This window comes from Streptomyces sp. NBC_00647, from assembly GCF_045207245.1.
In the GTDB taxonomy this organism is placed as follows: domain Bacteria; phylum Actinomycetota; class Actinomycetes; order Streptomycetales; family Streptomycetaceae; genus Streptomyces.
Genome location: NZ_CP109040.1, coordinates 7,636,554 through 7,662,770, shown reverse-complemented (window position 1 = coordinate 7,662,770; position 26,217 = coordinate 7,636,554). Strand labels below are relative to the sequence as shown.

Sequence of the window (26,217 nt, the reverse complement as noted above, 5' to 3'; positions counted from 1 at the left end):
CGTGGCCGTGTCCTGGACACGGGGCTCGCAGCTGCCGTGGGCGGTCGCGCTGAACGATAGGCAAGGGGCGGGTGGGAGGGATAGCGGGAAAACCCTCGATCGGGCCGCGAATCGGCTCCCGTCCGCCCCGGTTCGCCGAGATGACCCCGTTTCACACGGATCGCGGATCTGAACGCACGGCGCCGTGGCCCCGTATTGCACGGTGCCCCGTGCGAGGAGTGCGTCCCGGCCGCGCGCGGTGGCACGCCGCTTCGCCGACGCACCGAGGAGACCTCCGGATGTCCGCCTACCGCACCGCAACCGCGGCCGCTGTCGCCCTGGCGGCGCCGCTGCTCCTCGCGACGTGGGCCGCCGGGCCCGCCTCGGCGCACGGCGCGCCGACGTCTCCGGTCAGCCGGGTGGCCGCGTGCTCGCCGGAGGGCGGCGGTCTGATCCGGACGGCGGCCTGCCGGGCGGCGATCGCCGCGAACGGCGCGCCCTTCACCGCGTGGGACAACCTGCGGGTGGCCGGCGTCAACGGCCGGGACCGCTCGGTGATCCCGGACGGGAAGCTGTGCAGCGGCGGTCTGCCCGCCTACAAGGGCCTCGACCTGGCCCGTGCCGACTTTCCGTCGACGCGTCTGACGCCCGGCGCGGCCTTCACCCTCAAGTACAGTTCGACGATCCCGCACACGGGGACCTTCAAGCTCTTTCTGACCAAGCCGGGTTACAGCCCGACGCGTCCTCTGAAGTGGTCCGACCTGCCGGAGAAGCCGTTCGCCACGGCCACCGACCCGGCGCTGGTCGACGGTGCCTACCGCATCGCAGCGAAGCTGCCGTCCGACCGCACCGGCCGCCAGATGCTGTTCACGATCTGGCAGAACTCCAGCACGTCGGACACCTACTACTCCTGCTCGGACGTGGTGTTCTCCGGCGGGAGCACGGCGTCGAAGCCGGCGGGGAGCACGTCGTCCTCGAAGAGCACCGGAAGCACGTCCGGTGGCAAGAGCACCAAGGACACCTCCGGGTCGACCAAGTTGGCGACCTCGCCGCCCAGCCGCACGCCGGCGTCACCGGCCGCCGACTCGCCCTCCCCTGCGGTCGGTTCATCCGCCGGGGAGACGGACACCGATGATCTGTCTCCCGCCGCCGACAGCACATCGGGCGGCGGACCCGCCCTCCCCCTGGTCGCGGGGGGAGCGGCGACCGCGCTGCTCCTCACCGCCGGAATCGCCGTCACCCTGCGACGTCGGCGGTGAACACGGGCCCGGTGAGCGTCAGTTGACGTAGACCACCGGGCTGTCCGGCTGGCTGGTGTCGGTGACGGGGGCGTACTTCGCGGTGAAGTAGCCGCTGCTGAAGCACAGGGACGAGCCGGAGAACTTGGTGAACTGCTGGTTGGCGAAGGTGATGCTGTTGTCGGTGTTGCTCGCCGTGCCGGACAGGCTCGGCGCCCGGTAGACGCAGTTCAGGGTGCCCAGCAGGGTGCGCAGCTTGACCGTGGTCTGGATGGTGGACCCTTCGGCCGGGGTGACGGTGACGGATCCGTCGGAGCCCACCGCGGTGCTGTACGGCAGGTTGTCGACCGTGATGCCGGTGACGCCGAGGACGCCGACGACGTTGCTGCTGCACGAGCTGCTGTCGAAGGTGTGCCCGGTGAGCGACTCGGTGGCCGTTCCGGGGGCCGCCGGGTTGTCGGTGGCGGTCGCGGTGAACGTCGACGCGGAACACGAGACACCGCTCGTGCCGGTGCTGCTGGAGTAGAGCGTGGCCGTGGTGCCGCTCGCGAGCGAGGCCTTGAGCACGTCTCCGACGGCGACGGGGGTTCCTCCGGCGCTGCCGGTGGTGAGCACGGGGACGTCGTCCGCGGAGGCGGGGACGACCGCGGACGCCGACAGGGCCGCGACGACGCCGACGAGGGCGAGCAGGGATCGAGTACGCATGGGGGGTGCCTCTTCTCCGATGGGGGTGTGGGGTGCCTGACCGCGCCGGGGCACGGGGGTGCGGGTCGAGAAGGTGGCGCGGGTGTGCGGGGTGGAACGGCCGCGCGGGGCCGGCGGGTTCGATGATCCGGCGCGGGGTGCGGGGGTGGCGCGAGAAAGGACCGCTGCCGGTCCCTGACGCCTTCTCCGTGCGCCAGGGACCGGCAGCGACAGCCGGGCGACCGGTACGGCCCGGAGGGGAAGGCGACCGTGCCGGTGCCGCGGGAACGGGGAGTGGCCGAGGGTGCGCGCCGTTTCGGCGTACGCGCCTGGGCCGCTCCGGAACACGCCATGACCGCCCCGTGCAGAACGGGGTCCGGGAGGTGACGGGCGCGTCGGCCGACGGATCCGGCGCCACGGATCCGGGGAAACAAGGGAGAGTTGTAGACCTGATGGATGGTCAACGTCAAGGCGTGGCAAGGAAGTTGAAGGTCAAGGCACCCCTGTCGTCGACGCGTGTTCACAGGTGGGGCACAACGGGCACGGTTTTCCCACAGGTCCCTTGACCCTGCATGTAACCCCCGGTAACTTCCTCGACGGCTACTGCTGCGTAACGAGAAAGCCCTTGCAACCGCCGGGAGGCGCGAGGAGGCGTGCGCCGCAGCCGCTGTCCGCGCCAGGACAACGCGCCACTGGAGCCCGACCCGCATCGAATGTGCCCAGGGAGCAGACATGGCCTCGTCCCCGGACGCCACGGCGTCCACCGGTTCCACGCCCGAGACCCCGGAAAGCGGTTCAGCCGCCGACGGACAGAACAGACGCGGACGGGTCCGTCTGCGCCGCGCCGCCGTGATGGCACTGCCCGCCACCGCGGTCGCCGCCGGGTTGATGATCCTCACCGCCCAGGGCGCCCTCGGCGTCCAGTTCGCCATCTCCGGCATGCCGTTCACGGTCACCGCCACCGAGCTGAACGGCACCGGCTTCGAGCAGTTCGGCGGCCTCGACAACATGGCGGAGGACAGTCCGAACGCCGGCGACACGGGCGGCCAGGTCCTCATCGTCACCTCGGCGATCAAGAACGCGACCCTCACCAAGCTGTGCCAGAGCGTCGACCTGGGCGGCACGAACCTGCTCATCACGGCGGGCAGCGGGGCGGACAAGGTGCAGGCGAGCCACCTCACCACCGACTCCACGGAACTGTCCGGCGACGCCTCCTTCGACAACATCGAGATCGGCAACGACGCCAGCACCCTCGACAAGGCCGGTGTCCAGGGCCCCAAGGGCGTCTTCAGCCAGCAGGCCGACACCGTGCGCATCGCGAACCTGCGCCAGACCAACTACGCGACCACGGCGGCGGTGTTCAAGCTTCCCGGCCTCAAGCTCCGTTTCAGCGAGCAGGGTTGCTGATGAGCTCAGAAGTCCGAACGGACAGCGCCCGGAGCCCGAGGGCCGGTTTCCGGCAGTGGCGTGCGCACCGCCCCTTCTGGGGCGGTCTGCTGCTCGCCCTGGCGGGAGCGGAGATCCTCCTCACCGAGAAGGCGTCGCTGAAGGTCGTCATGCACATCGGGATGCAGGGCCTGGCGGGCTATCTGCTCCCCACCATGATGCTGCTGTGCGGCCTGCTGATCCTCTTCAACCCGGCCCAGCGCCTGTTCTACTCCCTGCTGGGCATCCTCCTGTCCCTGGGCACCTGGCTCACCTCCAACCTCGGAGGCTTCTTCATCGGTCTGCTCCTCGGAGCCGTCGGCAGCTGCCTCACGTTCGGCTGGCTGCCTGACCAGAAGCCGCGCCGGCGGCTGCTGCGTCGCGGACACGCCTGAGCCGGGCGCACGCAACGGACCCGGAGCCGTGGGCAACTTGCCTGTACGCGCAAAGAAGTTGACACCGTACGCATCCGACGCCAGGTGGGTCTCGATGGGAACCCGTGTGCTCGCGTAGCGTGACGCGGCGTATGCCGAATTGGGGTTCGACTGCCGGGAGGCTCCTGATGGGTAATCCAAGTCCCTTAGTGATCGACGCGACCGGACGCGACATCCACGAAGAGGCCGCCCGGATACGCGAGAGCGGACCGCTGGCCCGGGTGGAGCTTCCCGGCGGCGTGGAGGCCTGGGCGGTGAGCGGTCCCGAGCTGCTGAAACGGCTGCTCACCGATCCCCGGGTGTCCAAGGACGCACGGCAGCACTGGCCGCTGCTCGCGAGCGGCGCGATCACCCCGGAGTGGCCCCTGTTCACCTGGGTGGCCGTGCAGAACATGTTCACCGCGTACGGAGGCGAACACAAACGCCTGCGCACACTGGTCTCCAAGGCGTTCACTGCCCGCCGGACGGCCGCGCTCCAGCCGCGTATCGAGGAGATCACCCGGCGGCTGCTGGACCGCGTGGAGGAGGCCGGGCGCGGCTTCCAGGTCGTCGACCTGCGCGAGGAACTCTGCTATCCGCTGCCGATCCAGGTGATCAGCGATCTGTTCGGGCTGCCCGAGGAGCGGGGCCCCGAGCTGCGGCACCTGGTCGACCGCATCTTCGACACCTCCGCCGACCCGGGCGAGATGACGGCCGCCTACGAGCGGATGTACGTGGTCCTGGCCGAACTCGTCGCCGCCAAGCGGGAGTCGCCCGGCGACGATCTGACCTCGGGGCTCATCGCGGCCCGCGAGGAGGACGGCACCCGGCTCAGCGAGCAGGAGCTGCTGGACACACTCGTCCTGATGGTCAGCGCCGGCCACGAGACGACGGTCAACCTCATCGACAACGCCGTGCACGCCCTGCTCACCCGGCCCGAGCAGCTCGAACTCGTCCGGGAGGGCCGCGCGACCTGGGACGACGTGGTCGAGGAGACCCTGCGCGCGGACGCGCCGGTCGCGAACCTGCCGCTGCGGTACGCCGTGGAGGACATCGTCCTCTCCGAGCTCGGCGGCCCCGACGGAACCGTGATCGCCAAGGGCGAGGCGATCCTCGCGGCCTACGCCGCCGCCGGCCGCGATCCGGAACGCCATGGGAAGGACGCCGACCGGTTCGACGTCACCCGCGCCGACAAGGAGCACCTCGCCTTCGGCCACGGTGTCCACCACTGCCTGGGGGCGCCGCTGGGCCGGCTGGAGGCCCGGATCGCGCTCCCGGCTCTCTTCGACCGGTTCCCGGGCCTGCGACTCGCGGTCCCGGAAGAGGAGTTGCGGCCGGTGGACTCCTTCATCTCCAACGGCCACCGCTCCCTTCCCGTCCGCATTTCCTAGAAGCCGGGCCGGTTCATTCGCCGCGCCACCAGGCCGACAGTCGCGCCCAGCCGCTCCTCGGGCGGTCGGGCGCGGGGGTCGGAGGAGGCTCGGGGGCGGACGCCGGGAAGGCCGCGGCCGGCCTCCGGAGCTCGTCCTCGGGCCGTGCGGCCACCGGGACGGGCGGGAAGCTCACCGGCAGGGCGGCGAGCGCGCGGTGGAAGGGGCCGGGACGCCACTCCAGCTTCTCGACGGGAACCGCCAGTTCGATGTCGGGGATCCGGTCGAGCAGCTTCTCGACCCCGACGGCGGCGATCAGCCGCGCCGGGCCCTGCGCCGGGCAGTTGTGCGGGCCCGCGCTCCATGCCAAGTGTGCGCGGCTGCCCGTGCGCTGACCGCTCGTCAGGGAGGGATCCGTGTTGGCCGCGGCGAGACTCACCACCAGCGGATCGCCCGCGCGCAACGGTGTGCCCTCGTACACGACGTCGTGCCTCGGGTAGTGCACGGCGTAGTTGGCGATCGGCGGATCGGTCCACAGCACCTCGTCGAGGGCGTCCTCCACCGGCAGAGTGCCGCCGGACAGGTCACCCGCGAAGCGGTCGTCGGACAGCAGCAGGCGCAGGCTGTTGGCGATCAGGTTCTGCTGCGGTTCGGTGCCCGCGCCCATCAGCACGACGAGGGTGTGGACCATCTCCTCGTCGGTGAGCGCGGCCGGGTGCTCCATCAGCCAGGACGTCATGTCCGCCCCGGGCCGCCGCCGCTTCAGCGCCACGAGGTCGAGCAGGGTGGTGGTGAGCAGTTCGTTCGCCTTCTCGGCGTCCACCCCGTCGAAGATCCCGGACATCCCCTCGACCAGCCGGACTCCGTGGCCCGCGGGGCAGCCGAACAGATGGTTGAAGACGAGCAGCGGCAGGACCTGGGCGTATGCGCCGAGCAGATCCGCCGTGCCGAGCGGCGCGAACCGGTCGATGAGGGTGTCGGCGCTGCGCTCGACATAGCCGCGCAGGGTGCTGGGCTCGACGCGGGCGAGGCTGTCGGTGATGGCGCCGCGCAGCCGTCGGTGCTCCTCGCCGTCGGTGAACAGGGCGTTGGGCCGGTACATCATCATCGGGACGACCGGACTGTCCATCGGCACGGTGCCGTCGGCCAGGTCCCTCCAGCGGCGCGGGTCCTTGGCGAAGGTCTCCGGACTGCGCAGGACGTGCAGGGCGGCGTCGTACCCGACGACGAGGGTGGCCCGGACGCCGGGCGCGAGTTCGACGGGCCCGGTCGGTCCGGCCTCCCGCAGCCGCCGGTAGACCGCGGCGGGATCGGCCGCGAACTCCGGCCCGTACAGGGACTGGTGGGCCGGGCAGCCGGGGGGCGGTACGGCGGTCACGCGTGCTCCAGTTCGCCGGTGCGGTTCAGTAGGTATTCGACGAGGGTGATCAGTGCCTCGGTGGAGGACACCGGATCGCGGGCGTCGCAGCGTACGAGCGGGGTGGAGGGCAGCAGGTCGAGGGCCTCGCGCACCTCGTCGAGCCCGTGTCCCGGCCCGTCGCCGAAGTCGTTCAGGGCGACGGCGTACGGGAGCCCCAACTCCTCCAGTACGCCCATGACATCGAAGGACTGGTCCAGGCGCCGGGTGTCGGCGAGGACGAGCGCGCCGAGTGCGCCGCGCGTCATGTCCTGCCAGAGCTCGGTGAAACGCTGCTGCCCCGGAGTGCCGAACAGATAGAGCACCAGCGTGTCGTTGAGGGTGAGGCGGCCGAAGTCGAGGGCGACCGTGGTGGTGGTCTTGTCCCGCGTACCGGCCAAGTCGTCGACGAGCGCGCCGGCCTGGCTCATGACCTCCTCGGTGCGCAGGGGCCGTATCTCGGACAGCGCGCCGACGAAGGTGGTCTTGCCGACCGCGAAGTGGCCCACCACCAGCAGCTTGACGGCGGTCCGCACGCCCTCGGGCAGATACATGGTCTCAGAGGCGGGAGCGGAGCCCATCGAGCACCTCCTGGAGGATGCGGGTGTCGGACGGCCCGGCGGAGGGGATCGGCGCGCGGGTGACGAGGTGACCGCTGTCCATCAGGTCGGCGATCAGGACCTTGGTGACGCTGACCGGCAGCTCCAGATGGCCCGCCACCTCGGCCACCGACAGCGCCCCGGGCCGGCACAGCTCCATCAGCCGCCGCTTCTCGGGGCTCAGCCCGGTGAGCGGCGGGCCTGCCGCGGCGATCAGGAGCGTGACGAGGTCGAGGGTGTTGCGCGACGGGTGCGAGCGGCCGTCGGTGACGACGTACGCCCGCACCAGCCGCTCCCCGGGACGGCGCCTGGGCGGCGTCATGCCGGACTGCCGGTGTCCTGCCGGGCCGGGCTGGTCAGCTCCTTGCCGAGCCGGTCGACCAGCTTGTGCATGCGGTAGGTGACGGCCTCCATGTCGACCTCCTCGGTCGTGGACACCGCGAGATGGGCACCCTCGCCCGCGGCGACGAGGAAGACGTATCCGTGCGCGAACTCGATCAGGGTCTGGCGCCACGGTGTGTTCGCGCTGCCGCAGAACTCGGCCGTGCTGCGGCTGATCGACTGCACGCCGGACAGACCCGCGGCCAGCCGTTCGGCGTCGTCCCGGCCGATGTCGGCGGAGTGGGCGCGGAGCATGCCGTCGGCGGACAGCAGGATCGCGTGCCGCGCTTCCGGCACCTTCAGGACCTCGTCGAGCATCCACCCCAGCTCGTTGGTCTTGGGCGTGGTCATCCCTGTGTGTTCCCTTCGTTCTCATGGGGGGTGTCGTACGACGTCACGGGGACGTCCGTCGGCATGGCGGGGGCGTCCGTCGACACCCCGGGGTCATCCGCCGGCGTCGCGGGCGCGTCCGTCGGCGCGAGGGCGTCCGGCTCTCCGGGGATGCCGGGCGTGTCGGGAGCGTCGGGTGTTCCGGTGGTGTCCCGCGCCGCGCGGCCGAAGCGCGTGCCGCGCGCGAACGCGCCCATGCGCCGGGCGTTCTCCTCGGCCGACCGTGCGCTGACGTCCTCGGCGGGCACGGCAGCGGGCTGTTCGGCGGGGGCCGCCTGCTGCGGGCCACGGCGCCGCCGCTTCGGCAGGCCGCCGGCCGTCGTCGTCTCGACGGGCTCGGCCACCCGGAGCGTGGGACGCTCGGGCGCCCCGGGACCGGCGGGCCGCCCGGCCGCCGGAGAGGGCCCGGCCTCCGAGAGCTCGGCCTGCGGAGCCTCGGGGACCGCGGCCACGTGGGTGAGCAGCGCCGACGGAAGGAACACCACGGCGCGGACACCGCCGTACGGGGACCGTGTGTCCACCGAGACGCTGAACCCGTACCGTGCGGCGAGTACGCCGATGACGGCGAACCCGAACTGCGGCGGATCGTCGAGCCGGGTCACGTCCACCGCGTCGCGGCCGGTCAGCAGCGCGGCTGCCTGCTCGGTCGCCCGGCCGTCCATGCCGACGCCGGCGTCGTCGATGACCACGCACGCGCCGTTGTGCACGGACTGGACGGTGACCTCGACCGTGGTGTTGGGCTGGGAGTGGCGTGCCGCGTTGTCCAGGAGCTCGGCGACGGCGAGGACCACCGGTTCGACCGCGCGGCTCTCGACGGCGATGTCGGCCTGTCCGTTCACGCGGACGCGGCGGTAGTCCCGGACCCGGGAGGTCGCGCCGCGCACCACCTCGATCAGCGCGGAAGTGCTGCGCTGCCGTCCGGGCCAGGAGCCGCACAGGACGGCGATCGCCTGGGCGCGGCGGCCGAACTGGGCGTTGGTGTGGTCGATCTCGAGCAGGTCGCGCAGGACGTCGGGGTGGTCGTGCCGGTCCTGCATCTCCGCGATGGACACCTGTTGCTCGTTGGCGAGGGCCTGGATCGAGCGCATCGACGCCTTGAGCGCGGCCTTCGCGGACTGGTCGGCCCGCGCCTGCGCGTGGTCCACCGCCTCCGAGAAGCGTTCGAGGACGCTGTCGAGATGCTTCGCGAAGTCCGTGTCGGCCAGCCGCGCGTCGAGCAGGCCGCCGGCGGGGGCACCGGTGGGGGCGTGCTGGTGCGGGGCGGCCTCCAGCGCGGGGAGGCGGACCGCGACCATGCGGCGCAGCTCCTCGTCGCGGGCCCGCAGGTCGTCCGCGAGCGCGGCGGTCCGTCGGCGCTGCCGCGTGGTGATCCCGCGCTGGCGCAGCAGCAGCACGGTGACGGCGAGCAGGCCGGCGGCCAGGCACCAGGACGCGGCCTCCGGTATCCGTTCGGTCATGGTCCTCAAGTCCTCGTATGCAGAGACGCGTTGCTGGGGCGGAAGCGGGAAATGTGAGGGGTGGGGCGCGAGTGGGCGCGGCGCACGACGGTAGCCGCGCGGCGGTGCCGGCGCTTGCCCCGGCGCGCAAGGAAGTTGCCGTCATGCGCACCGGCTGTGTGCACTAGGCTGACACCGTGTAACTGCCCTCAGTCGCACGGGAGTTGATGGTGTCGTTGCCCGCGGGAAGCTACCTGGTGGAGACCCGGTCGACGGGTGCGGTGGAGCCCCGGGAGCGGGCCGACTTCTGGAGCGAGCACATCGGGTCGTACCAGTCCCGGATGGGCTACCGGTTCGGCCGCACCGACAACTTCCGCGGCGAGACGGTCCGTCAGCGCACCGAGACCTATCAGCTGGTCAGGTTCCGCTCGGACGAGATCGAGTACAGCAGGAGCGCCCGTCAGGTCCGCGAGGACCCCGACGGGGACTACCGATTACTGCTTCCGCTGACCGGGGAGATCGTCCTGCGCCAGGACGGCCAGGAGGCACGGCTGACCCCGGGGACGGGCACGCTCGTCTCCTTCGGATCGCCCTTCGAGTGCCTCCAGGACGCCTCCACCCAGGCGTTCGTCCTCACGATCCCGGCCCGGGAGGTGGACGGCCCGCTGAACCGCAAGTCACCGCTGGCCACCGGCCTCGACCTGACGAGGGGGCTCGGCCGCGTCGTCGGGTCGATGCTCGGCGGTCTGTACGCCGAGCGCCACGATCTCTCCGACTCCCAGTTCGACGCCGTGTCCGACCGCGTGGTCGAGCTGCTGTGCATGCTCGCCACCGGCGACGACCGTCCCGACGGAGCCCGCCATCTGACCGGCGTGGAGACGGTGGTCCGCCGCCACGTCCGCGAGCACGCCGCCGACCCCGGCCTCACCGGTACGTCCATGGCCCGCGCCCTCGGCTGGTCGCTGCGCCAGATCCAGCTGGCACTCCAGCACGCGGGCACCACCCCGCGCGACCTGATCCGCGAGGAGCGCCTGCGCCTGGTCCGCGAACGCCTCCGGTGCGGCGACTGCGAACACCTGACCATCACCGATCTGGCCTACGCCTCGGGGTTCTCCTCGGCGAGCGCCCTGAGCACCGCGTTCCGGCAGCGCTTCGGGGTGAGCCCCCGGGAGATGCGCAACGGCACCCGTTGAGCCAGGTCTCCGGTCCCCGTCCTCCCCCATCCACGCGTCGGCACCCGTCAGGTCCTCGTCGGGGACCTCGTCGGGACCCGCGCGGACGATCACGGCCTGGGAGAATCGACGAAGGGCGGGATCTCGGTCGGAGACAGGCTGCGGTTTCGGGAGTGGAGATGGATCTGCGACAGCTGGAGGTCGTGGTGGCGGTGGCCGAGGAGAGCGGTTTCACCGCGGCGGCCCAGCGGCTTCACGTCGTGCAGTCCGCCGTGTCGAGCACGGTCCTCGCACTGGAAAGGGAACTGGGCACCCCCCTGTTCGACCGCACCACGCACCGGGTGTTCCTGACCCCGGCGGGCGAGGTCTTCGTCCCGGCGGCGCGCGCCGCGCTGCGGGCCGCGGAACGGGCACGGGCGAGCGTCGGCCTGGTCCGGGGACAGCTGCGGGGCACGATCACGATCGGTACGACGCAGGGTGTCTGGGCCGGCCTCCACCGGCCGCTGGCCGCTCTGCGCGCCGAGCACCCGGGCGTGCTGGTGCGGTTGCGCCAGACGGCCGTGACCGACATCCGTCAGGCGCTGCGCGAGGGCACCGTCGACCTGGCCGTGGTCGCGCTGGACCGTCGGCCGCAGCGCGGTCTGGTGACCCGGCTGCTGTCCCACGAGGAGATGGTGCTGGCGTCCGCTCCGGGCCGGACGCTCACCGGAACCGGGCCGGACGGCACGATCACGCTCGCCGAGACCGCCCGGCTGCCGCTGGTGGACTTCACACCGGGCCGGGCGATCCGCCTCTGCGTCGACCGGGCCTTCGAGGCCGCCGCCGTGGAACGGGAGACGGCCTTCGAGGTCGACGACATCGTCGCCGCGGCCGAACTCGTCCGCGGTGACCTGGGCGTCTGCGTGATGCCGTCCTCGATCGCCGCGCAGTTCCCCGACCTCGGCACCCACACCTTCGCCCGGCACGCACCTCACTGGAAGATCATGCTGGTCCACCCCCGTGGCGACACCCCGCCGGCGGTGGCCGCACTGCTGCGGCACATGCCCTGAGAGCGGCCGCGCCAGGCGTTCCCGAGGGCCGATCGGCCGGCGGTCGGTCCGGTGGGGACGGATGCCCGCGGGGTGCCGGTCAGGCGGATCGGACGGGATGCCGGGCGGGCTGCGGGGTCAGACGGTCCAGGCCCTTGCGGTCGTAGTAGCGGGTCATCGCAAAGCCGAAGAGGAGGGCGAGCCCGGCACCGATGCCGATCATGAGCCAGGCGCGGTCGAGGCCGGCGTCGGCGCGCGCGTCGAAGAAGAGGATGGCGCGCACGCCGTCGCTGAGCTGGCGCATGGGCTCGAAGACGGACAGGAAGCGGTAGAACCCGGGGACCGCCTGGAGCGGGACCGTGGCGCCCGAGGACGGCAGGCCCAGCACGATGAACACGAACATGGACACCAGCTGCCCGATCCCGCCGAACGCCGCGTTGATCGCCTGGACGCCCAGTCCGACGGCGAGGCTCGCGCAGTAGGAGTAGATCCACAGCAGCGGCAGATGGGTGGCGTCCATGCCGAGGATCGCGACGGTGGCCAGCATGACCAGGGAGACCGTGAGCACGGTGATCCCCGCGGTCATGGCCATCTTCAGGAGCAGGGTCTGGGTGCGGTTGATCGGCACGGTGGGACGGCGGGTGTGCCAGGGACCGATCTCGCTGTCGGCATAGCCGAGGGCGGTGTCGACTCCGGTGCTGATGAGGTTGGCGCCGAGGAACCCGGCCAGGACCAGAAGCAGGGTGTAGTAGAACGCGCTCAGCCCGAGACCACTGTGCTCGCCGATGGGGTGCCCGACCCGGGTGACGACCTGGACGGGGCCGGCGAGGAGCAGCCGGGTGGTGGGGTCCGCCTTCGCGGTCGCGGGCGACGTCGTCAGTTCCTTGCCGATGGCCGTGGACGCCCGCTGGGCCGCCGCCGTGGTGATCCGGCTCGCGAGGGACGAACCGAGGCTGCCCATGCCGGGGTTGGTCAGCACCGTCATGGTGGGCCGGACCGTGGCGTTCGCTGTGGTCAGCGCGGCGAGGGAGTCGGTGAAGTCCCGGGAGACGACCAGGGCGCCGTAGATCTTGCCCGAGGAGAGTTCGTCCTGGGCCTGCGCGGGAGTGAGCCTGCGCCAGTCGGCGGTGCCGGAGGTGTCGTCGGCGACGACTGCCGCGGTGACCTGGCTGCCCACGTTCTGGCGCTGGCCCGGAAGCGGCTTGCCCGTGTCCGCGTTGACCAGGCCGATCGGCAGGTCGTGCAGATGCTGGTTCGGGTTGACGATGCCGCCCATGTAGAGCAGCGACAGCAGCAGCGCGAGCAGCCCTGTCAGCACGGTGGGCACCAGCCACAGCTTCGGCCGGCGCAGGAGTGCCACGGCACGCGCCTGGGCGGGGGCACCGGCGTAGTCACCCCGGTCGGCGTCCGTGTCACCACGGTCACCGTTGCCCGGGCCGGCACCGCTGCCGGCGCCCGTGGCGTCCTCGTCGCCGTCGTCCGCGGGGTGATTGCTGTCGGCGTCCATGGTTCTCCGTAGGTTCCGGGGCGGCGCGGGAGCGGCGTGGGCGCGCGGGCCCCGGCCGGGGAGTCCGGGCCGCACATCAGGCCAGGATCGGTGGTGCGCGGGTGTCACGGACGACGACTCGCCGTACCGCCGACGGCGGCGCACGGCTTCACACCGAGGTTCGGGCTCATGGGCGTACGGCCCTTTCGTGAAGGGTCGTCAACTCCGGTCGCCACGGCCGCACCCCTCCCGCACGCCGGTCGCGGCGTTCGGTACCGTCGGACGGGAACGGACCGGAGCGATCACGGACGGACGGAGCGGACAGGGTGCGGGTGCGGGTGAGCCGATGCGAACGAGTGGCGGGGGCCTTCGGGCACGTGCTGCTGGTCGTGGTGCTCGCGCTGGGCGTGTTCGTGATGCACACCCTGGGCCACCCCGAAGGATCGTCCGGGCACGGTACGGACACGGCGTCGCACACGGCCCGGGTGACGTCCTCCGCCCATGACCCGATGGGAGCTCCCGCGTCGCGGGAGCTCGGCCACGCCGAGGACTGCGGGCACCCGGCGTGCCCGCACGAGCCCGCCATGGCGATGGACATGATGTCGCTCTGCATGGCGGTGCTGCTCGGTGTGTGGGTGCTCGCCTCGCTCCTGAGGACGGCGCTCGCGCGCCGCCCCGGCCGGTCGGGGGACCTCCTCGCCGACGCCCCGTTCTCCCCGCGGCCCGGCCCTCCGCCACGCGGCCCCGATCCGCTCCGGTTGTCGGTCCTGCGGCAGTAGGCCGGACGCCTTCGCGGGCGCGCTCCACGCGCGGTCCCGCGACGACGCGCACGCCGAAACAGCCGTAGAACGACCGACACACGAGGTGGATCGACCATGACCGCTTTCCGGCGGACCGCCCTGACGCATGCTCCGCACCACTCGCCCGGCCACCCGGCGCCCACCCGCCGTACGCCCGCCCGCCACCGTGGGACGGCGCTCGCAGTCGTGGCCGTGGGGGCCCTGTTGCTCGCCGCCTGCGGCAGCGACGGCGACGACGCGGGCATGAACCACACCGGCGGCACGAGCTCGGCGAAGGCGACCTCCGGGGCAGCCGGGTCCGGTGGCTTCAACGACGCGGACGTCATGTTCGCGCAGGCGATGATCCCGCACCACCGGCAGGCCCTGGAGATGGCCGAACTGGCCGACGGCCGCGCCTCCGACGCCGAGATCAAGGACCTGGCCGGCGCGATCGAGAAGGCCCAGGATCCCGAGATCACCACTATGACGGGCTGGCTGAAGTCCTGGGGCAGGCCCACCACCGCCGGCTCCATGGCCGGGATGGACATGACGGAGCTCAAAGCCATGAAGGGCCGGGAGTTCGACACGATGTTCGCCCGGATGATGATCGACCATCACAACGGCGCGATCACCATGGCGAAGACCGAGCGGAGCGACGGGAAGAACACCGGCACGAAGAAGCTGGCCGACGACATCGTCACCGGCCAGTCCGCCGAGGTGAGGCGACTGCGGAGCATCCTCGACCGCCTGTGACCCACGGCCCCGGCACCCGTACGGGCCCCCGGTTCGCCCCGGGGGCCCGTACGGGCCTCATCTCGCCTTCGGACTCGACCCTCGGCTCAGCCCTCGTCGGGCGTCAGCCGCAGCGAGATGCTGTTGATGCAGTACCGCTGGTCCGTCGGCGTCGCATAACCCTCACCATCGAACACGTGACCGAGGTGCGATCCGCAGCGGGCGCAGCGCACCTCCGTCCGCACCATGCCGTGCGACCGGTCCTGGATCAGCTCGACGGCGTCGGTGTCCTTCGGGTCGTAGAAGGACGGCCAGCCGCAGTGCGACTCGAACTTCTCCGTGGAGGTGAAGAGTTCGGCGCCACAGGCGCGACAGGAGTAGACGCCCGTCGTCTTGGTGTCGGTGTACTCACCGGTGAAGGCGGGCTCCGTGCCCGCCTTGCGCAGCACCGTGTACTCGGCCGGGGTCAGCTCCGCGCGCCACTGCTCGTCCGGCTTTTCGATGTCGTACGACATGAAGCTCAACCCCTCACGTTCAAAAAAGGCTCACCAGGAGCCACGGCTACTCGGACAGCCGGGCGAGGATCTCCGGTCCGAGATCCGTCACGTCGCCCGCGCCCATGGTGAGAACGAGATCACCGGGCTTCGTCATTCCCGCGACGACGGACGGCACCTCGGCCTTGTCGTGGACCGGCGTCACCTCCGCGCCCGCCGCCCGTGCGGCCTTCAGGATCAGCTCGCTGGTGACGCCCGGGATCGGGTCCTCGCGGGCCGGGTAGATGTCCAGGACGACCGAGTCGTCGGCCAGCGACAGGGCCTCGCCCATCTCCTTGCCCAGCTCCTGGGTACGGGAGAACAGGTGCGGCTGGAAGACCACGAGGATGCGGCCCGAGGCCCCGGCCCGCATCGCCTCCAGGTCGGCCGTCATCTCGGTCGGGTGGTGCGCGTAGGAGTCGATGACCTGGACGCCGGCCGCCTCGCCCTTGAGCTGGAGGCGGCGCTTCACGCCGGTGTAGGAGGCGAGCGCGGGGGCCAGCTCGGCGGCCGGGATGCCCAGGGCGACACCCGCGGCCAGTGCCGCCACCGCGTTGTGGGCGTAGTGGCGGCCGGGGACGGAGACCGCGAAGGTCAGCTCGGCGCCGTCCAGCAGGACCGTCACCTCGCTCTTCAGGCCGTGCGGGACCACGGAGAGCACCCGGACGTCCGCGTCGGCGGCGTCGCCGTACGTCACCACGCGCACGTCACGGCCCGCGACCCGGCGGGTCAGCTCACGGGCGCCCTCGTGGTCCGCCGAGATCACCAGCGTGCCGCCCTCGGTGACGCGGCCCACGAACGTCTCGAAGGACTCGTAGATCTCTTCCATGGACGCGTAGTTGGCGTGATGGTCGAGCTCGACGTTGAGGATGATCGCGACCTCGGGCGCGTACTTGTGGAAGCTGCGGTCCGACTCGTCGGCCTCGGCGACGAAGATCTCGCCCTCGCCGTGCAGGGCGTTCGAACCGGGGGCGTCGAGGTCGCCGCCGATGGCGTACGACGGGGAGAGGCCGAGCGACGACAGGGACACGGCCAGCATCGACGTGGTGGTCGTCTTGCCGTGGGTGCCGGCGACCGCGATCGGGCGCAGGCCGTCCATCAGACGGGCGAGGGCGTCCGATCGGTGGACCACCGGGATGCCGAGCTCGGCCGCGCGGGCGAGCTCCGGGTTGTCCGCGCGGATCGCGGAGGAGACCACGACGCAGGTGGCGTCGGTCGCGAGATGGTCGGCCGCGTGCCCGATGTGCACCGTGGCACCCTGGGCGCGCAAGGCCTCGGCGGTGGCGGAGTCCTTCGCGTCACTGCCCGCGACCCGGGCTCCGCGCTGCGCGAGGATCTTCGCGATGCCCGACATCCCGGCGCCGCCGATGCCGATGAAGTGCGGTCGGTCCATCGCGGTAGGAAGGCCGGGTGCCATGCGTGTATCTCCCCAAGATCCGGTACGAAGGTGGGCGCGCTCTCCCGAAGGGAACGCGCACCCAGCCTATGGGGTGCGGCGGACGGGACCTCACAAGGGACACCGGCGAACGCGTCCCGCACCCGGGGACGGGCGCGAAGCCGGGCGCCGTACGCCCGGCGGGAAGCGGGAAGCGGGGCCGTCGCCCGCTCCCCGGCCACCGGGACCGGTCACCGGCGGCACGCGCCCGAACGCGGAACCCCCAAAGGTGTGCTCCAGGGATTCAGGGGTGCGCGGACTCGCGCGCCCCGGGACGGACGAGCCGTCTCAGGCCTTGCTGTGCGAGAACAGTTTCAGCACCGGCACGCCGACCTTGTGGCGGGCCCGGGAGGCCCAGTCACGGTGGAAGAACTCCTCCACGTAGTGGGGGTCGGTCAGCACGATGACCTCGTCGGCCTCGATCTCGTCGACCAGGCCCTTCAGCGCGTCGAGGGGGTGCTCCTCGATGAGCCGACCCTCGGCCGCGCTGCCGGACGCGCGCAGGGCCACCAGCGACACCTCCAGCGCCCGCTCGCCCTGACTGGCGGCCTCGTCGCCCTCCGGAGTCTCGCCCTCACGGGTCGCCTCGTCGATCTCGCCGAGCGCGACGTCGTCGATGGCCCGCAGCAGCCGGTCCGCCTGGTCGCCCCGGGGCTGGAGCAGCACGTGGAAGGCGACCGCCTCGTCACCGTGCAAGGTGGTGACGAACTCCACGTCGGCGGACGTCAGGGCCTTCTCGATCATCAATACGCTTGTGAACACGACAGGCGCCCTTCTCGTCCGTGGGCCGTCCCGGCCCCTGCGGAAACCATCCTGCCCCGTGACGGCACGGGTACTGCGCGATTTGGTGTGCCCGGCGGAAGATAAGCGGAACGGACTATTCCGTCGACCTGTCAGGCCGACGGTATCGGCTGTAGAGGAACCCGGCCTCTTCCAGCAAAGACGCCAGTTCGAACCGGCGCGGAACCGGGATCGGAGGTCCTCCGGCGATCCGCTGGGCGTCTCCCGCGGTGAGCATCGGGGCCAGCGTCAGACACAGCTCGTCCAGGACACCGGCCGCGATCCACTGGCCCAGCAGACGGGGCCCGCCCTCGGTCAGCAGCCTGGTGTGCCCGAGGTCGCCCAGGGCCCGTACGGCGCGGGCGGGATCGACGCCCATGCCGTCCCCGGCGATCACCACCTGCGCGCCCGACCGCTCGGCCTGCGCGATCCGGTCCGGGGTGGCCGCGGCACCCGTCAGCACCAGCGTGGGTACCAGGGGCGAGGTGAAGAGCGGCAGCGAGAAGTCCAGGTCGAGGCTCGCCGTGACCACCGCGATCGCGGGCGCGGGGCCCTGCCCGGCGGCCTTGCGGAGCGCCGCGAAGGCCTCACGCGCGCGTGCCGGACGGTACTGCTCCTGCCGTACCGTTTCCGCCCCGACGACCACGACGTCCGCGAGAGCCCTGAGGACCCCGAAGATCCGCATGTCGGTGGCGCTCGAGATGGGCTGCGAGCGCCCGTCGTGCTGGGCGGCGCCGTCCAGCGTGGACACCATGTTGGCCCGCAGCCAGGGCTCGCGGACCTCGGGGTAGGCGTACGCCTCGGCGAGCTCCCCGAGCTCCCACTCGCGCTCCGTCACATCCGTCCCGGGGGCCCCGACGGAGGCCTGGGCTGCTGTTTCGTAGGTCACAGGGAACAGGCGTCGCATGACGTGCAGTGTGGCACGGCGCATAGAGTGGGGAACCGTGTCGTCCACCACCACCGCCTCCGGGATCGACCCGATAGCCGAAGCGGCCCCCTCGTCCCTGTGCGCCCGCGAGCCGCACGTCCCCGCCGACCGGCTCGTCGCCGAGATGGTGCCGCCACCGCGTTTCGACTCGGTCCGCTTCGCCACGTACATCCCGGACCCGAACCAGCCCAGCCAGATCGAGGCCGTTGGCATCCTCGAACGCTTCGCCGGCGGGCTGGGCGGGGCCCACGCCATCGGCGCCCCCAAGCGGAGGCTCTTCGGCTTCGGCAAGGCCCCGAAGGCTCCGGCCGGCCCCCGTGGCGTCTACCTGGACGGCGGCTACGGCGTCGGCAAGACCCACCTCCTCGCCTCCCTGTGGCACGCGACCCCGGCGGAGCCCTCGCTCAAGGCGTTCGGCACCTTCGTGGAGCTGACGAACCTGGTCGGCGCGCTCGGCTTCCAGAAGACCGTGCAGACCCTCTCCGAGCACCGCCTCCTGTGCATCGACGAATTCGAACTGGACGACCCGGGCGACACCGTCCTCGTCTCCACGCTGCTCGGCAAGCTGGTCGACGCGGGCGTCGCGCTCGCGGCCACCTCGAACACGCTTCCGGGCAAGCTCGGCGAGGGCCGGTTCGCGTCCGCCGACTTCCTGCGGGAGATCCAGGGCCTCTCCGCCCACTTCCGCCCGCTGCGCATCGACGGCGAGGACTACCGCCACCGCGGGCTGCCCGAGGCCCCCTCCCCGTTCTCCGACGAGCAGGTGACCAAGGCGGCGTACGCCACGGAGGGCGCGTCCCTGGACGACTTCCCGCACCTGCTCGACCATCTCGCCCGCGTCCACCCCAGCCGGTACGGCGCCCTGACCGACGGGATCAGGGCGGTCTGCCTCACGGACGTGCAGCCCGTCCCGGACCAGTCGACGGCCCTGCGGCTCGTCGTGCTCGCGGACCGGCTCTACGACCGTGAGGTGCCGGTCCTCGCCTCGGGAATGCCCTTCGACCGCCTGTTCAGCGAGGAGATGCTGAACGGCGGCTACCGCAAGAAGTACTTCCGCGCGATCTCCCGGCTGACCGCCCTCGCCCGCGACGCGAAGGGGCTCGTGGAAGGCCCGGGAGCCTAGATCTCGCTCCAGTCCCTTCCCTCCCCTCGAAGTGCGGGACCGCGCCAACGGCCCGCGCTCTTCGGGACGCTGTTCCTGGTGCCCGTATTCGGACGCTTCCCGCGACGTAAAGTGGAGATGTCGCGCAAATCGGGCGACTCGGAAGGGGGTCGTCATGGTCCAGGAACTCATCGTGGCGATCACGGCGGCCTTTTCCGCCTCAGTGATCTACGTCGCGGCCGGCGCCCGGGTCGTCAAGCAGTACGAACGCGGGGTCGTCTTCCGCCTCGGGCGGCTCGCGGGAGAGGTCCGCTCCCCCGGCTTCACCATGGTCGTGCCCTTCGTGGACCGGCTGCGCAAGGTCAACATGCAGATCGTGACGCTGCCCATCCCGGCCCAGGAGGGCATCACCCGGGACAACGTCACGGTCCGCGTCGACGCGGTCGTCTACTTCCGGGTGGTGGACGCGCCGAACGCGATCATCCAGGTCGAGGACTACCGCTTCGCGGTCTCGCAGATGGCGCAGACCTCCCTCCGCTCGATCATCGGCAAGAGCGACCTGGACGATCTGCTGTCCAACCGCGAGAAGCTCAACCAGGGCCTGGAGTTGATGATCGACAGCCCGGCGATCGGCTGGGGTGTGCAGATCGACCGGGTCGAGATCAAGGACGTGTCGCTGCCGGAGACGATGAAGCGGTCCATGGCCCGGCAGGCCGAGGCCGACCGTGAGCGGCGCGCCCGCATCATCAACGCGGACGCGGAGTTGCAGGCGTCCAAGAAGCTGGCGCAGGCCGCCGAGGTGATGTCGGAACAGCCGGCCGCGCTCCAACTGCGGCTGCTCCAGACGGTGGTGGCCGTCGCGGCCGAGAAGAACTCCACGCTCGTCCTGCCCTTCCCGGTGGAGCTGCTGCGCTTCCTGGAACGGGCCCAGTCGGGACAGCCTCCGGTGGTGACGGCGCCGCAGCGGCAGCCGAGGACGCCGCCCGTGGTGGAACGGCAGCCGGCGGTCGAGCCCGTCGAGCCTCCTGCCGCGCCGGACCGGATCAACGGAGTACCGGAGGCTCTCGGCCTTCCGGAGGCGTTCGCGGACACGGAAGGGTTCAAGATCCCGGATGCGTTCGGACTCCTGCATGAGCCCGGACTGCCGGGGGATCCCGGGGAAGCGGACGAGCCTCGGGGTCCGGAGGATTCCAGGAAACCGGACGGACCCGGGAAGGCGGCGCAGCCCGCGGAGCCGGAGGAGCCCACGGGATAAATCCCGTGCCCGCCCCGGGGGCCGCTGCTAGCGTGAGGGCCATGAAGCGTGCCGCACTGAACACGACGACGCCGGAGAGTGTCCCGGCGCGCTGACCGCTGACGTGAGTCGAAGCCCCGGGGCGAGTGCCCCGGGGCTTCGCCGTGTGGTCGCTCGCCCTCCGCATGCGAGGAGACCACCATGAACGACCACCGCCGGCTCGGCCGTGAGCTCGACCTGTTCGACACCGACCCCCTGATGGGCGCCGGGCTGCCGTACTGGCTGCCGGACGGCGCCGCCGTGCGGTACGCCCTGGAGGAGTACGTCCGCGACGCCGAGCGGCGGGCCGGCTATCGGCACGTGTACTCCCCGGTGTTGGGCAAGCGGGAGCTGTACGAGATCTCGGGGCACTGGTCGCACTACGGCGACGACATGTTCCCGCCGATGGAACTCGGCGGCGAGCAGATGCTGTTGCGGCCGAGCCTGTGCCCCCACCACGCGCTCATCTACCGCTCCCGCCCGCACAGCTACCGTGAGCTTCCCTTCCGCATGGCCGAGTTGGGCGGCATGTACCGTTCCGAGCTGTCCGGCGTCCTGGGCGGCCTGACCCGCGTCCGCGCCATCCAGCTCAACGACGCGCACATCTTCTGCACCCCGGACCAGGTCGCCGAAGAGGCTTCCGCCGCCCTCGGGCTGATCCGTGGGGCGTACGACGCGATGGGCATCGACGCGGCCCGCTACCGGCTGTCGCTGCCGGGCCCCGGCGGGAAGTACGTCGCCGATCCCGAGCTGTGGCGCAGATCCGCCGCGCTGCTGCGCGAGGTCCTCGACGGTTCCGGTGTGGCGTACGAGGCCGTCGAGGGCGAGGCCGCGTTCTACGGACCCAAGATCGACGTCCAGATCACCGACCCGGCGGGGCGCGAGTCCACCCTGTCCACCGTTCAGATCGACTTCCACCAGCCGGAGCGCTTCGATCTGCACTACATCGGGGCCGACGGGGGGAAGCACCGGCCTGTCATGGTGCACCGCAGCGTGATCGGCAGTCTGGAACGGGCTGTCGCCCACCTCATCGAGGCGCACGGCGGTGCCTTCCCCGCCTGGCTCGCCCCCACCCAGCTGGTGGTCCTGCCCGTCTCCGACGCCGAGACCGACCGGGCCCTCGAGCTGGTACGCCGCTGCCGCGACCGGGGTCTGCGGGCCGAGCTCGCCGCCCCGGACCAGGGCAGTCTGGGCGCCCGGGTGCGCGCCGCCCGCCTGGTCCCGTACCAGGCGGTGATCGGCCCCCGGGAAGCGGAGGCCGGCCTGATCGCCCTGCGTCTGCGCGACGGGCGCCGCCTCGACCCCCGGCCCGCGGACGAGGTCCTGCACCTCATCGGGCAGCCGATCGCGTCCCGCAGCGCCGATCTGCTCGACCGGGCCGCCTGAGCGCGTACCGGACACCCGCTCGCGCGGAGCGCGGCCCCGGACAGAGCCCCAGGTGGGTGACTTCGGCGCCGCGCACGGGCGGCACACCTCCACCATGACCGAATAGTCACATTTACCCGCATATCTTCACACGATGATCCTCTCTGTACGGAGCATCGCCGTGACCTGCGCCCTCGGAGCACTCGGCGCCGCACTCAGCGCTTGCGGCAGCCCGGCGACCCTGTCCCCCGCTCGCGGGGCGCACAAGGCGTCCGCCACCTCGGCCGCGACCACGCGGCCGCCCACCCTCGCGCCCGGGCCGGCCGGGCTGACACCCGTCTTCGAGAACGGACCGCGTACCCGGGACAAGACCGTCGCCCTCACGTTCGACGCGGACATGACCGCGGATCAGGGGGCCCGGGCCGCGGCCGGTGAGCACTTCGACAATCCCCGGCTGATCGCGACGCTCCGGGAGTTCAAGGTGCCCGCGACCGTCTTCATGACGGGCCGGTGGGCCGACGAGTATCCGCGGGAGGCCAGGGACATCGGACAGGACCCGCTGTTCGAGATCGCCAACCACTCGTACAGCCACTACGCCTTCACGAAGGACTGCTACGGGCTGCCGACCGTGCCCGAGGACGGGATGCGCGCGGACGTGGAACGGGCGTACGCCGCCTTCAGGAAGACGGGGGTGCGGGACGCGATGCCGTACTTCCGCTTCCCCGGCGGGTGTTACGACCAGCGGTCGCTGCGGAGGCTCAGCGCGGCCGGGGTCACCGCCGTGCAGTGGGACGTGGTCGGCGGGGACGCGTTCGCGACGGACGCGGACGCCGTGGCGCGACAGGTCCTCGACGGGGTGCGGTCCGGGTCCGTCGTCGTCATGCACTGCACGCGCAGCGCGGCTCCGGCGACCGAGCGGGCGCTCCGGACGATCGTTCCCGAGCTGCGCCACAGGGGCTTCCGGTTCGTGAAGGTGTCCGAGCTGATCGGTGCCGCGGGCGGACGGCACGGAGCGTCCGGGCCGCTCACGTCCTCCCCGCACTCCCCGGCCGGCCACCGCTCGTAAGCTGGAGCCATGAGCGACGAGCACTGCGCGAGCGACGCGGCGCGGCCGGACCCTGGGTCCCTCCACGCCCTCGACTCGACGGGGGAAGCCGGGCCGCCGTACGCCGAGTGCGTGCTGTGCCGTGAGCCCACCGAGTACCCGGAGTCGCACAGGGGGATCACGCTGTGCCCCGTCTGCGAGTGGCAGGAGGCCCAGCGCACCGCGTGCTCCGGCTGACCGGGGAGGGCGGCCGCGAGAACCGTCCGTTCTGAACGGATCTTCCGCCTGGCAGACTGGTGGACGTGACCAGCGACCCGACCTCCTCCGACGACAGCCCGTTCCGTTCCGAACCCACCGTGCGCGACAAGGCGGTGCAGTTCGTGCTGCCGCTGGTCGTGCACATCGAGAAGGCCGCTCCCCCGGCGCGCACCGACGCGCTGGAGACCTCGGCCCGGGCCGTGCTGACGATCCTGAGCGACGAGCGGTCGCTCGGGGACGGCGAGTGGGCGCAGGCGATGCGGGACTGGCAGGACGCACGGATCCGCAAGGTCGTGCGGCGGGCGCGCGGAGCGGAGTGGCGGCGGGCCGAGGCGCTGCCCGGCATCACGGTGACCGGGAGGTCCGCCGAGGTGCGTGTCTTCCCGCCGGTGCCGCTGGACGGCTGGCCCAAGGACCTGGCGCGGCTCCAGGTGTCCGGTACGGATCTCGACGATCCGGAGCCCCCGGCACCGGCCGATCCGACGGCGCCGGTGCTGTGGCTCAACCCTGAGCTGGACATGTCGGCCGGCAAGACGATGGCGCAGACGGGCCACGGCGCCCAACTGGCCTGGTGGGAGCTGTCGGAGAAGGAGCGGACCGCCTGGCGTGAGGCGGGGTTCGCCCTGTCCGTACGCACTGCGGATCCGGCCCGCTGGCGTGAACTCACCGCCTCCGGGATTCCGTTGGTCCGCGACGCGGGATTCACGGAGATCGCGCCCGGGCTGACGGTCGCCGTCGAGGGGCACGACCGCGTCGGCACCCTGCCCGAACGGGCCCAGCACTCGGCCGGCTGACACCGAGGCGCTCTCATCGCCCCCCAGGCAGGCGCGGGGTGAGGCGGCGGGTGAGGCAATACGGCTGAAAAGGTTCGGGTGAGGCGGCAGCTCTGCGCGTGCGCACCGCCGCCCGGCCCTCGGGTCCGGAGCGTCAGTCGGCCAGCGTGGAGGCGAGTTCCGTGGTGGCCCGGACGAGTTCGGTGTCGGGCTCGGCGAGCAGGTGCTGGAGCGTGCCGCGGTGGGCGCGTACGGCTTGCCGGGCTTCGCGTTCCCAGCCCACCCAGTTCTCGCGGCGGTTGAGGAGTTTGGGGTAGGCGGCGGCCGTCCGCTCCCACTGCCGGGCGTCCGCGATGTCCTTCAGCAGCTGGATGATCTGCACGCGGCAGGTGACCTGGGGCAGTTCGGCGAGCTCCCACAGGAAGGGGACCGTGGCGGCTGTCGCCTGTTCCACGACGAATCCGAACTGGCAGATTCGTTCCCGCAGGTCCTGGAGCGCGGCCCTGGCCGTGGCCGCGTCACCCCGCGCAACGCTGTTGAGCAGGAACGGGATGTCGTGCGCCGATCCCTTGGAGTCCTTGATCTCGTCCCACGACACGTGTTCCAGATTCCTGAGTGGTGTTGCCATTTCCGCTCCCTCCGAAGGCATCGGACAGTGTCAGGTGTGCGGGCGGGCCGACAGCCCCCGCCCGGACGATCACGCCCCCGAGGGAGCTCCCTGATGTGACGTCAGCACGACCCGCTGGTAACGACGTTGACGCCGCCGCTAGTATCCACCCCGACAGCGCCTTCGTGCAATTGCACGAGAAATTGCACGAAGACAGGGAGGCATGGGCCACGTGATCCGGCCACGGCCGCAACGGACGGTCGGAGCACGCGTGGTGGAACGTCAGCAAGGAGAGTGCGTGGTGCCATCAGTGCCGAACGGAGTGCGGGCGAGCTCGCTGGGTGCCTACTGGATCAAGAGCAGGCACAGCAACGCCGAGGGCAACTGCGTCGAAGTGGCCGATCTGGGCGACGGAGGTATCGCGGTGCGCAACTCCCGCGACCCCGACGGTCCGGCCCTCGTCTACACCCCGGCCGAGTTGGCCGCCTTCCTGGCCGGTGCGAAGGAAGGGGAGTTCGACCATCTGCTGTGAGACGGTCCTCCGATCTCCGAACTCCGTTGAAGCGGAAGGATAGTTGTCCACTTCTGTCTCCCCATGCGGCAGAGTCCGGCGCAGTGCGATAATTTTGGCTGTCTTCTGCCGGTCGACTGGGAGTCAGGATGTCCGTCGAGTCACCCCGCGTCTCCCGCCTCGAACCGTATCTGAGGCGGGCGGAGCCCGCCCCCACTCTGCTGAAGATGCTGGTCGGCGTGCAGCTGGCCGGTGCCCGCGAGGACGCGGGTCTCTCCCAGGAACAGGCGGCGCGGTCCCTCGGGTTCAGCGCGGCCAAGCTGTCGCGCATCGAGGCTGGCAAGGGGCGCCGGCCTCCCACCGAGGGCGATGTCCGCGCACTGCTCGAGCAGTACGGGACCGATGACTACGAGGTGTCGGTCCTGCTGAGACTCCTCGAGCGCGCCGGTGAGCCGGGGTGGTGGCAGCGCTACGACAAGCGGTTGATGCCCGAGTGGTTCGACCGGCTGGTCGGACTCCAGGAGGCCGCCACCACCATCCGTACGTTCGAGATCCAGTACGTTCCGGGCCTGCTCCAGACTCCCGAGTACACCCGGGCGGTCGTGGAGCGCGGGCTGCCGACGGCGCCGGCCGCCGAGGTGCAGCGCCGGGTGGAGCTGCGGATGCGCCGAAGGGAGCTGCTGGACCGGGCGGACGCCCCTCAGCTGTGGGCCGTCGTCGACGAGTCCGTACTGCTCCGCGTCCTGGGCAGCCGCGAGGTGATGCGCGCGCAGCTGGAGCACCTCATCGAGATGGCTCAACGCCCCCATGTCGTCGTGCAGTTCGTACCGCTGGACGTCACGAACGCCTCGGCGCCGGCCATCCCCGTCACCTATCTGCGTTTCGGCGGCGTCGAACTGCCCGACATCGTCTACCTGGAGCACATCAGGAGTGCCAACTTCCTGGAGGACCGCGACGAGACGGAGGAGTACCGGGTGGTACTGGACCGGCTCGCCGACGAGGCCCTCAGTCCCCGCGCGTCCCTGGCGCTGCTGCGCGACACGGTGGAACAGCGCTACAGCCCGTCACACTGACGGGCCGCACCGCCGCTTGCCGCCGT

28 protein-coding genes are annotated in these 26,217 nt (G+C 71.5%); 16 read left to right on the top strand and 12 right to left on the bottom strand.

Translation table 11 applies throughout. The features are described 5' to 3' along the window. Positions 1-278: 278 nt before the first annotated feature. Positions 279-1,238: a lytic polysaccharide monooxygenase gene (locus tag OG788_RS33690; protein WP_406374896.1), complete on the top strand. Its 960-nt coding sequence runs from the start codon at positions 279-281 to the stop codon at positions 1,236-1,238. Positions 1,239-1,256: 18 nt separating this feature from the next. Here OG788_RS33690 and OG788_RS33685 read toward each other — a convergent pair whose 3' ends face one another. Beyond that, on the bottom strand, positions 1,257-1,922 hold the full coding sequence (locus tag OG788_RS33685; RefSeq protein ID WP_351554255.1) for a Tat pathway signal sequence domain protein: 666 nt from the start codon (positions 1,920-1,922) through the stop codon (positions 1,257-1,259). A 711-nt stretch (positions 1,923-2,633) separates the two neighbouring features. Between OG788_RS33685 and OG788_RS33680 the strand changes: the two genes are divergently transcribed. The 3 genes from OG788_RS33680 to OG788_RS33670 all read left to right on the top strand — a co-directional run bounded on the left by OG788_RS33680 (position 2,634) and on the right by OG788_RS33670 (position 5,130). Continuing rightward, on the top strand, positions 2,634-3,308 hold the full coding sequence (locus OG788_RS33680) for a DUF6230 family protein (protein ID WP_266763579.1): 675 nt from the start codon (positions 2,634-2,636) through the stop codon (positions 3,306-3,308). Further along, positions 3,308-3,721, top strand: a complete 414-nt coding sequence (locus OG788_RS33675; protein WP_406374895.1) for a DUF6114 domain-containing protein — start codon at positions 3,308-3,310, stop codon at positions 3,719-3,721. Before OG788_RS33680 ends, OG788_RS33675 begins: the two co-directional genes overlap by 1 nt. 167 nt (positions 3,722-3,888) lie before the next feature. After that, positions 3,889-5,130 carry a cytochrome P450 gene (locus OG788_RS33670; protein WP_351554261.1) on the top strand — a complete coding sequence of 414 codons (1,242 nt, stop codon included), beginning with the start codon at positions 3,889-3,891 and terminating at the stop codon, positions 5,128-5,130. A 13-nt stretch (positions 5,131-5,143) separates the two neighbouring features. Here the strand turns inward: OG788_RS33670 and OG788_RS33665 are convergent, their stop codons facing one another. Genes OG788_RS33665 through OG788_RS33645 form a run of 5 tightly spaced genes read right to left on the bottom strand, consistent with a single transcriptional unit; the run spans position 5,144 to position 9,332 of the window. Continuing rightward, a complete protein-coding gene (locus tag OG788_RS33665; RefSeq protein ID WP_406374894.1) occupies positions 5,144-6,487 on the bottom strand; it encodes a cytochrome P450 in 1,344 nt (447 codons plus the stop codon). Then, positions 6,484-7,086, bottom strand: coding sequence for an ATP/GTP-binding protein (locus OG788_RS33660; RefSeq protein WP_351554267.1), 603 nt, complete (start codon positions 7,084-7,086; stop codon positions 6,484-6,486). The genes OG788_RS33665 and OG788_RS33660 overlap by 4 nt, the downstream gene beginning before the upstream one ends. After that, positions 7,064-7,426 (bottom strand): DUF742 domain-containing protein, encoded by a 363-nt coding sequence (locus OG788_RS33655; protein WP_351554270.1) that lies wholly within the window; start codon positions 7,424-7,426, stop codon positions 7,064-7,066. Before OG788_RS33655 ends, OG788_RS33660 begins: the two co-directional genes overlap by 23 nt. Next, on the bottom strand, positions 7,423-7,836 hold the full coding sequence (locus OG788_RS33650; protein WP_406374893.1) for a roadblock/LC7 domain-containing protein: 414 nt from the start codon (positions 7,834-7,836) through the stop codon (positions 7,423-7,425). Before OG788_RS33650 ends, OG788_RS33655 begins: the two co-directional genes overlap by 4 nt. After that, on the bottom strand, positions 7,833-9,332 hold the full coding sequence (locus OG788_RS33645) for an ATP-binding protein (protein WP_406374891.1): 1,500 nt from the start codon (positions 9,330-9,332) through the stop codon (positions 7,833-7,835). The genes OG788_RS33650 and OG788_RS33645 overlap by 4 nt, the downstream gene beginning before the upstream one ends. Before the next feature lie 206 nt (positions 9,333-9,538). Here OG788_RS33645 and OG788_RS33640 point away from each other — a divergent pair, with 206 nt between their 5' ends. Together OG788_RS33640 and OG788_RS33635 are read left to right on the top strand one after the other, a co-directional pair. Then, the gene (locus OG788_RS33640; protein ID WP_406374890.1) at positions 9,539-10,504 is read left to right on the top strand and encodes a helix-turn-helix domain-containing protein; all 966 of its coding nucleotides are present in this window, start codon (positions 9,539-9,541) and stop codon (positions 10,502-10,504) included. A 158-nt stretch (positions 10,505-10,662) separates the two neighbouring features. Next, positions 10,663-11,532 (top strand): LysR family transcriptional regulator, encoded by an 870-nt coding sequence (locus OG788_RS33635; protein ID WP_406374889.1) that lies wholly within the window; start codon positions 10,663-10,665, stop codon positions 11,530-11,532. Positions 11,533-11,611: 79 nt separating this feature from the next. On the opposite strand, the gene OG788_RS33630 is transcribed toward OG788_RS33635, so the two are convergent. Then, a complete protein-coding gene (locus tag OG788_RS33630; RefSeq protein WP_406374888.1) occupies positions 11,612-13,018 on the bottom strand; it encodes a YhgE/Pip domain-containing protein in 1,407 nt (468 codons plus the stop codon). A gap of 317 nt (positions 13,019-13,335) precedes the next feature. Here OG788_RS33630 and OG788_RS33625 point away from each other — a divergent pair, with 317 nt between their 5' ends. Continuing rightward, entirely contained in the window at positions 13,336-13,776 is a 441-nt protein-coding gene (locus OG788_RS33625; protein ID WP_406374887.1) for a hypothetical protein, read from the top strand. A gap of 96 nt (positions 13,777-13,872) precedes the next feature. Next, positions 13,873-14,529 (top strand): DUF305 domain-containing protein, encoded by a 657-nt coding sequence (locus tag OG788_RS33620; protein WP_406374886.1) that lies wholly within the window; start codon positions 13,873-13,875, stop codon positions 14,527-14,529. A gap of 86 nt (positions 14,530-14,615) precedes the next feature. Here the strand turns inward: OG788_RS33620 and msrB are convergent, their stop codons facing one another. The 4 genes from msrB to OG788_RS33600 form a co-directional block, all read right to left on the bottom strand. Then, a complete protein-coding gene (gene msrB / locus OG788_RS33615; RefSeq protein WP_351554282.1) occupies positions 14,616-15,023 on the bottom strand; it encodes a peptide-methionine (R)-S-oxide reductase MsrB in 408 nt (135 codons plus the stop codon). 46 nt (positions 15,024-15,069) lie between these two features. Next, the gene (gene murC / locus OG788_RS33610; protein ID WP_406374885.1) at positions 15,070-16,458 is read right to left on the bottom strand and encodes a UDP-N-acetylmuramate--L-alanine ligase; all 1,389 of its coding nucleotides are present in this window, start codon (positions 16,456-16,458) and stop codon (positions 15,070-15,072) included. Positions 16,459-16,764: 306 nt separating this feature from the next. After that, positions 16,765-17,238 carry an indole-3-glycerol phosphate synthase gene (locus OG788_RS33605; protein WP_351554287.1) on the bottom strand — a complete coding sequence of 158 codons (474 nt, stop codon included), beginning with the start codon at positions 17,236-17,238 and terminating at the stop codon, positions 16,765-16,767. A 115-nt stretch (positions 17,239-17,353) separates the two neighbouring features. Continuing rightward, positions 17,354-18,163, bottom strand: coding sequence for a pyrimidine reductase family protein (locus OG788_RS33600; protein WP_406374884.1), 810 nt, complete (start codon positions 18,161-18,163; stop codon positions 17,354-17,356). Between the two features lie 37 nt (positions 18,164-18,200). On the opposite strand from OG788_RS33600, the gene zapE reads away from it, so the two are divergent. From zapE to OG788_RS33570, 6 genes are all read left to right on the top strand, one after another. After that, the gene (gene zapE / locus OG788_RS33595; protein WP_406374883.1) at positions 18,201-19,307 is read left to right on the top strand and encodes a cell division protein ZapE; all 1,107 of its coding nucleotides are present in this window, start codon (positions 18,201-18,203) and stop codon (positions 19,305-19,307) included. Positions 19,308-19,461: 154 nt separating this feature from the next. Continuing rightward, the gene (locus tag OG788_RS33590; RefSeq protein ID WP_406374882.1) at positions 19,462-20,541 is read left to right on the top strand and encodes a slipin family protein; all 1,080 of its coding nucleotides are present in this window, start codon (positions 19,462-19,464) and stop codon (positions 20,539-20,541) included. A 180-nt stretch (positions 20,542-20,721) separates the two neighbouring features. Next, positions 20,722-21,945 carry a threonine--tRNA ligase gene (gene thrS, locus OG788_RS33585; protein WP_406374881.1) on the top strand — a complete coding sequence of 408 codons (1,224 nt, stop codon included), beginning with the start codon at positions 20,722-20,724 and terminating at the stop codon, positions 21,943-21,945. A gap of 133 nt (positions 21,946-22,078) precedes the next feature. After that, the gene (locus OG788_RS33580; protein WP_406374880.1) at positions 22,079-22,990 is read left to right on the top strand and encodes a polysaccharide deacetylase family protein; all 912 of its coding nucleotides are present in this window, start codon (positions 22,079-22,081) and stop codon (positions 22,988-22,990) included. Between the two features lie 9 nt (positions 22,991-22,999). Then, on the top strand, positions 23,000-23,206 hold the full coding sequence (locus OG788_RS33575; protein ID WP_406374879.1) for a hypothetical protein: 207 nt from the start codon (positions 23,000-23,002) through the stop codon (positions 23,204-23,206). A gap of 65 nt (positions 23,207-23,271) precedes the next feature. Then, the gene (locus OG788_RS33570; RefSeq protein ID WP_406374877.1) at positions 23,272-24,021 is read left to right on the top strand and encodes a peptidyl-tRNA hydrolase; all 750 of its coding nucleotides are present in this window, start codon (positions 23,272-23,274) and stop codon (positions 24,019-24,021) included. A 133-nt stretch (positions 24,022-24,154) separates the two neighbouring features. Here the strand turns inward: OG788_RS33570 and OG788_RS33565 are convergent, their stop codons facing one another. Beyond that, positions 24,155-24,649, bottom strand: coding sequence for a hypothetical protein (locus tag OG788_RS33565; protein ID WP_406365123.1), 495 nt, complete (start codon positions 24,647-24,649; stop codon positions 24,155-24,157). A gap of 259 nt (positions 24,650-24,908) precedes the next feature. Here OG788_RS33565 and OG788_RS33560 point away from each other — a divergent pair, with 259 nt between their 5' ends. Together OG788_RS33560 and OG788_RS33555 are read left to right on the top strand one after the other, a co-directional pair. Continuing rightward, the gene (locus tag OG788_RS33560) at positions 24,909-25,139 is read left to right on the top strand and encodes a DUF397 domain-containing protein (protein WP_351535873.1); all 231 of its coding nucleotides are present in this window, start codon (positions 24,909-24,911) and stop codon (positions 25,137-25,139) included. 128 nt (positions 25,140-25,267) lie between these two features. Then, positions 25,268-26,191, top strand: a complete 924-nt coding sequence (locus tag OG788_RS33555) for a helix-turn-helix domain-containing protein (RefSeq protein ID WP_406374876.1) — start codon at positions 25,268-25,270, stop codon at positions 26,189-26,191. Positions 26,192-26,217: the final 26 nt, after the last annotated feature.

Coding starts and splice junctions, on each gene's coding strand:
- OG788_RS33660 (WP_351554267.1), bottom strand. CDS start 7,086: ATGGGCTCCGCTCCCGCCTCTGAGACCATGTATCTGCCCGAGGGCGTG.
- OG788_RS33650 (WP_406374893.1), bottom strand. CDS start 7,836: ATGACCACGCCCAAGACCAACGAGCTGGGGTGGATGCTCGACGAGGTC.
- OG788_RS33600 (WP_406374884.1), bottom strand. CDS start 18,163: ATGCGACGCCTGTTCCCTGTGACCTACGAAACAGCAGCCCAGGCCTCC.
- OG788_RS33580 (WP_406374880.1), top strand. CDS start 22,079: ATGATCCTCTCTGTACGGAGCATCGCCGTGACCTGCGCCCTCGGAGCA.
- OG788_RS33645 (WP_406374891.1), bottom strand. CDS start 9,332: ATGACCGAACGGATACCGGAGGCCGCGTCCTGGTGCCTGGCCGCCGGC.
- thrS (WP_406374881.1), top strand. CDS start 20,722: ATGAACGACCACCGCCGGCTCGGCCGTGAGCTCGACCTGTTCGACACC.
- OG788_RS33575 (WP_406374879.1), top strand. CDS start 23,000: ATGAGCGACGAGCACTGCGCGAGCGACGCGGCGCGGCCGGACCCTGGG.
- OG788_RS33555 (WP_406374876.1), top strand. CDS start 25,268: ATGTCCGTCGAGTCACCCCGCGTCTCCCGCCTCGAACCGTATCTGAGG.
- murC (WP_406374885.1), bottom strand. CDS start 16,458: ATGGCACCCGGCCTTCCTACCGCGATGGACCGACCGCACTTCATCGGC.
- msrB (WP_351554282.1), bottom strand. CDS start 15,023: ATGTCGTACGACATCGAAAAGCCGGACGAGCAGTGGCGCGCGGAGCTG.
- OG788_RS33565 (WP_406365123.1), bottom strand. CDS start 24,649: ATGCCTTCGGAGGGAGCGGAAATGGCAACACCACTCAGGAATCTGGAA.
- OG788_RS33675 (WP_406374895.1), top strand. CDS start 3,308: ATGAGCTCAGAAGTCCGAACGGACAGCGCCCGGAGCCCGAGGGCCGGT.
- OG788_RS33640 (WP_406374890.1), top strand. CDS start 9,539: ATGGTGTCGTTGCCCGCGGGAAGCTACCTGGTGGAGACCCGGTCGACG.
- OG788_RS33635 (WP_406374889.1), top strand. CDS start 10,663: ATGGATCTGCGACAGCTGGAGGTCGTGGTGGCGGTGGCCGAGGAGAGC.
- OG788_RS33690 (WP_406374896.1), top strand. CDS start 279: ATGTCCGCCTACCGCACCGCAACCGCGGCCGCTGTCGCCCTGGCGGCG.
- OG788_RS33630 (WP_406374888.1), bottom strand. CDS start 13,018: ATGGACGCCGACAGCAATCACCCCGCGGACGACGGCGACGAGGACGCC.
- OG788_RS33655 (WP_351554270.1), bottom strand. CDS start 7,426: ATGACGCCGCCCAGGCGCCGTCCCGGGGAGCGGCTGGTGCGGGCGTAC.
- OG788_RS33670 (WP_351554261.1), top strand. CDS start 3,889: ATGGGTAATCCAAGTCCCTTAGTGATCGACGCGACCGGACGCGACATC.
- OG788_RS33620 (WP_406374886.1), top strand. CDS start 13,873: ATGACCGCTTTCCGGCGGACCGCCCTGACGCATGCTCCGCACCACTCG.
- OG788_RS33685 (WP_351554255.1), bottom strand. CDS start 1,922: ATGCGTACTCGATCCCTGCTCGCCCTCGTCGGCGTCGTCGCGGCCCTG.
- OG788_RS33680 (WP_266763579.1), top strand. CDS start 2,634: ATGGCCTCGTCCCCGGACGCCACGGCGTCCACCGGTTCCACGCCCGAG.
- OG788_RS33590 (WP_406374882.1), top strand. CDS start 19,462: ATGGTCCAGGAACTCATCGTGGCGATCACGGCGGCCTTTTCCGCCTCA.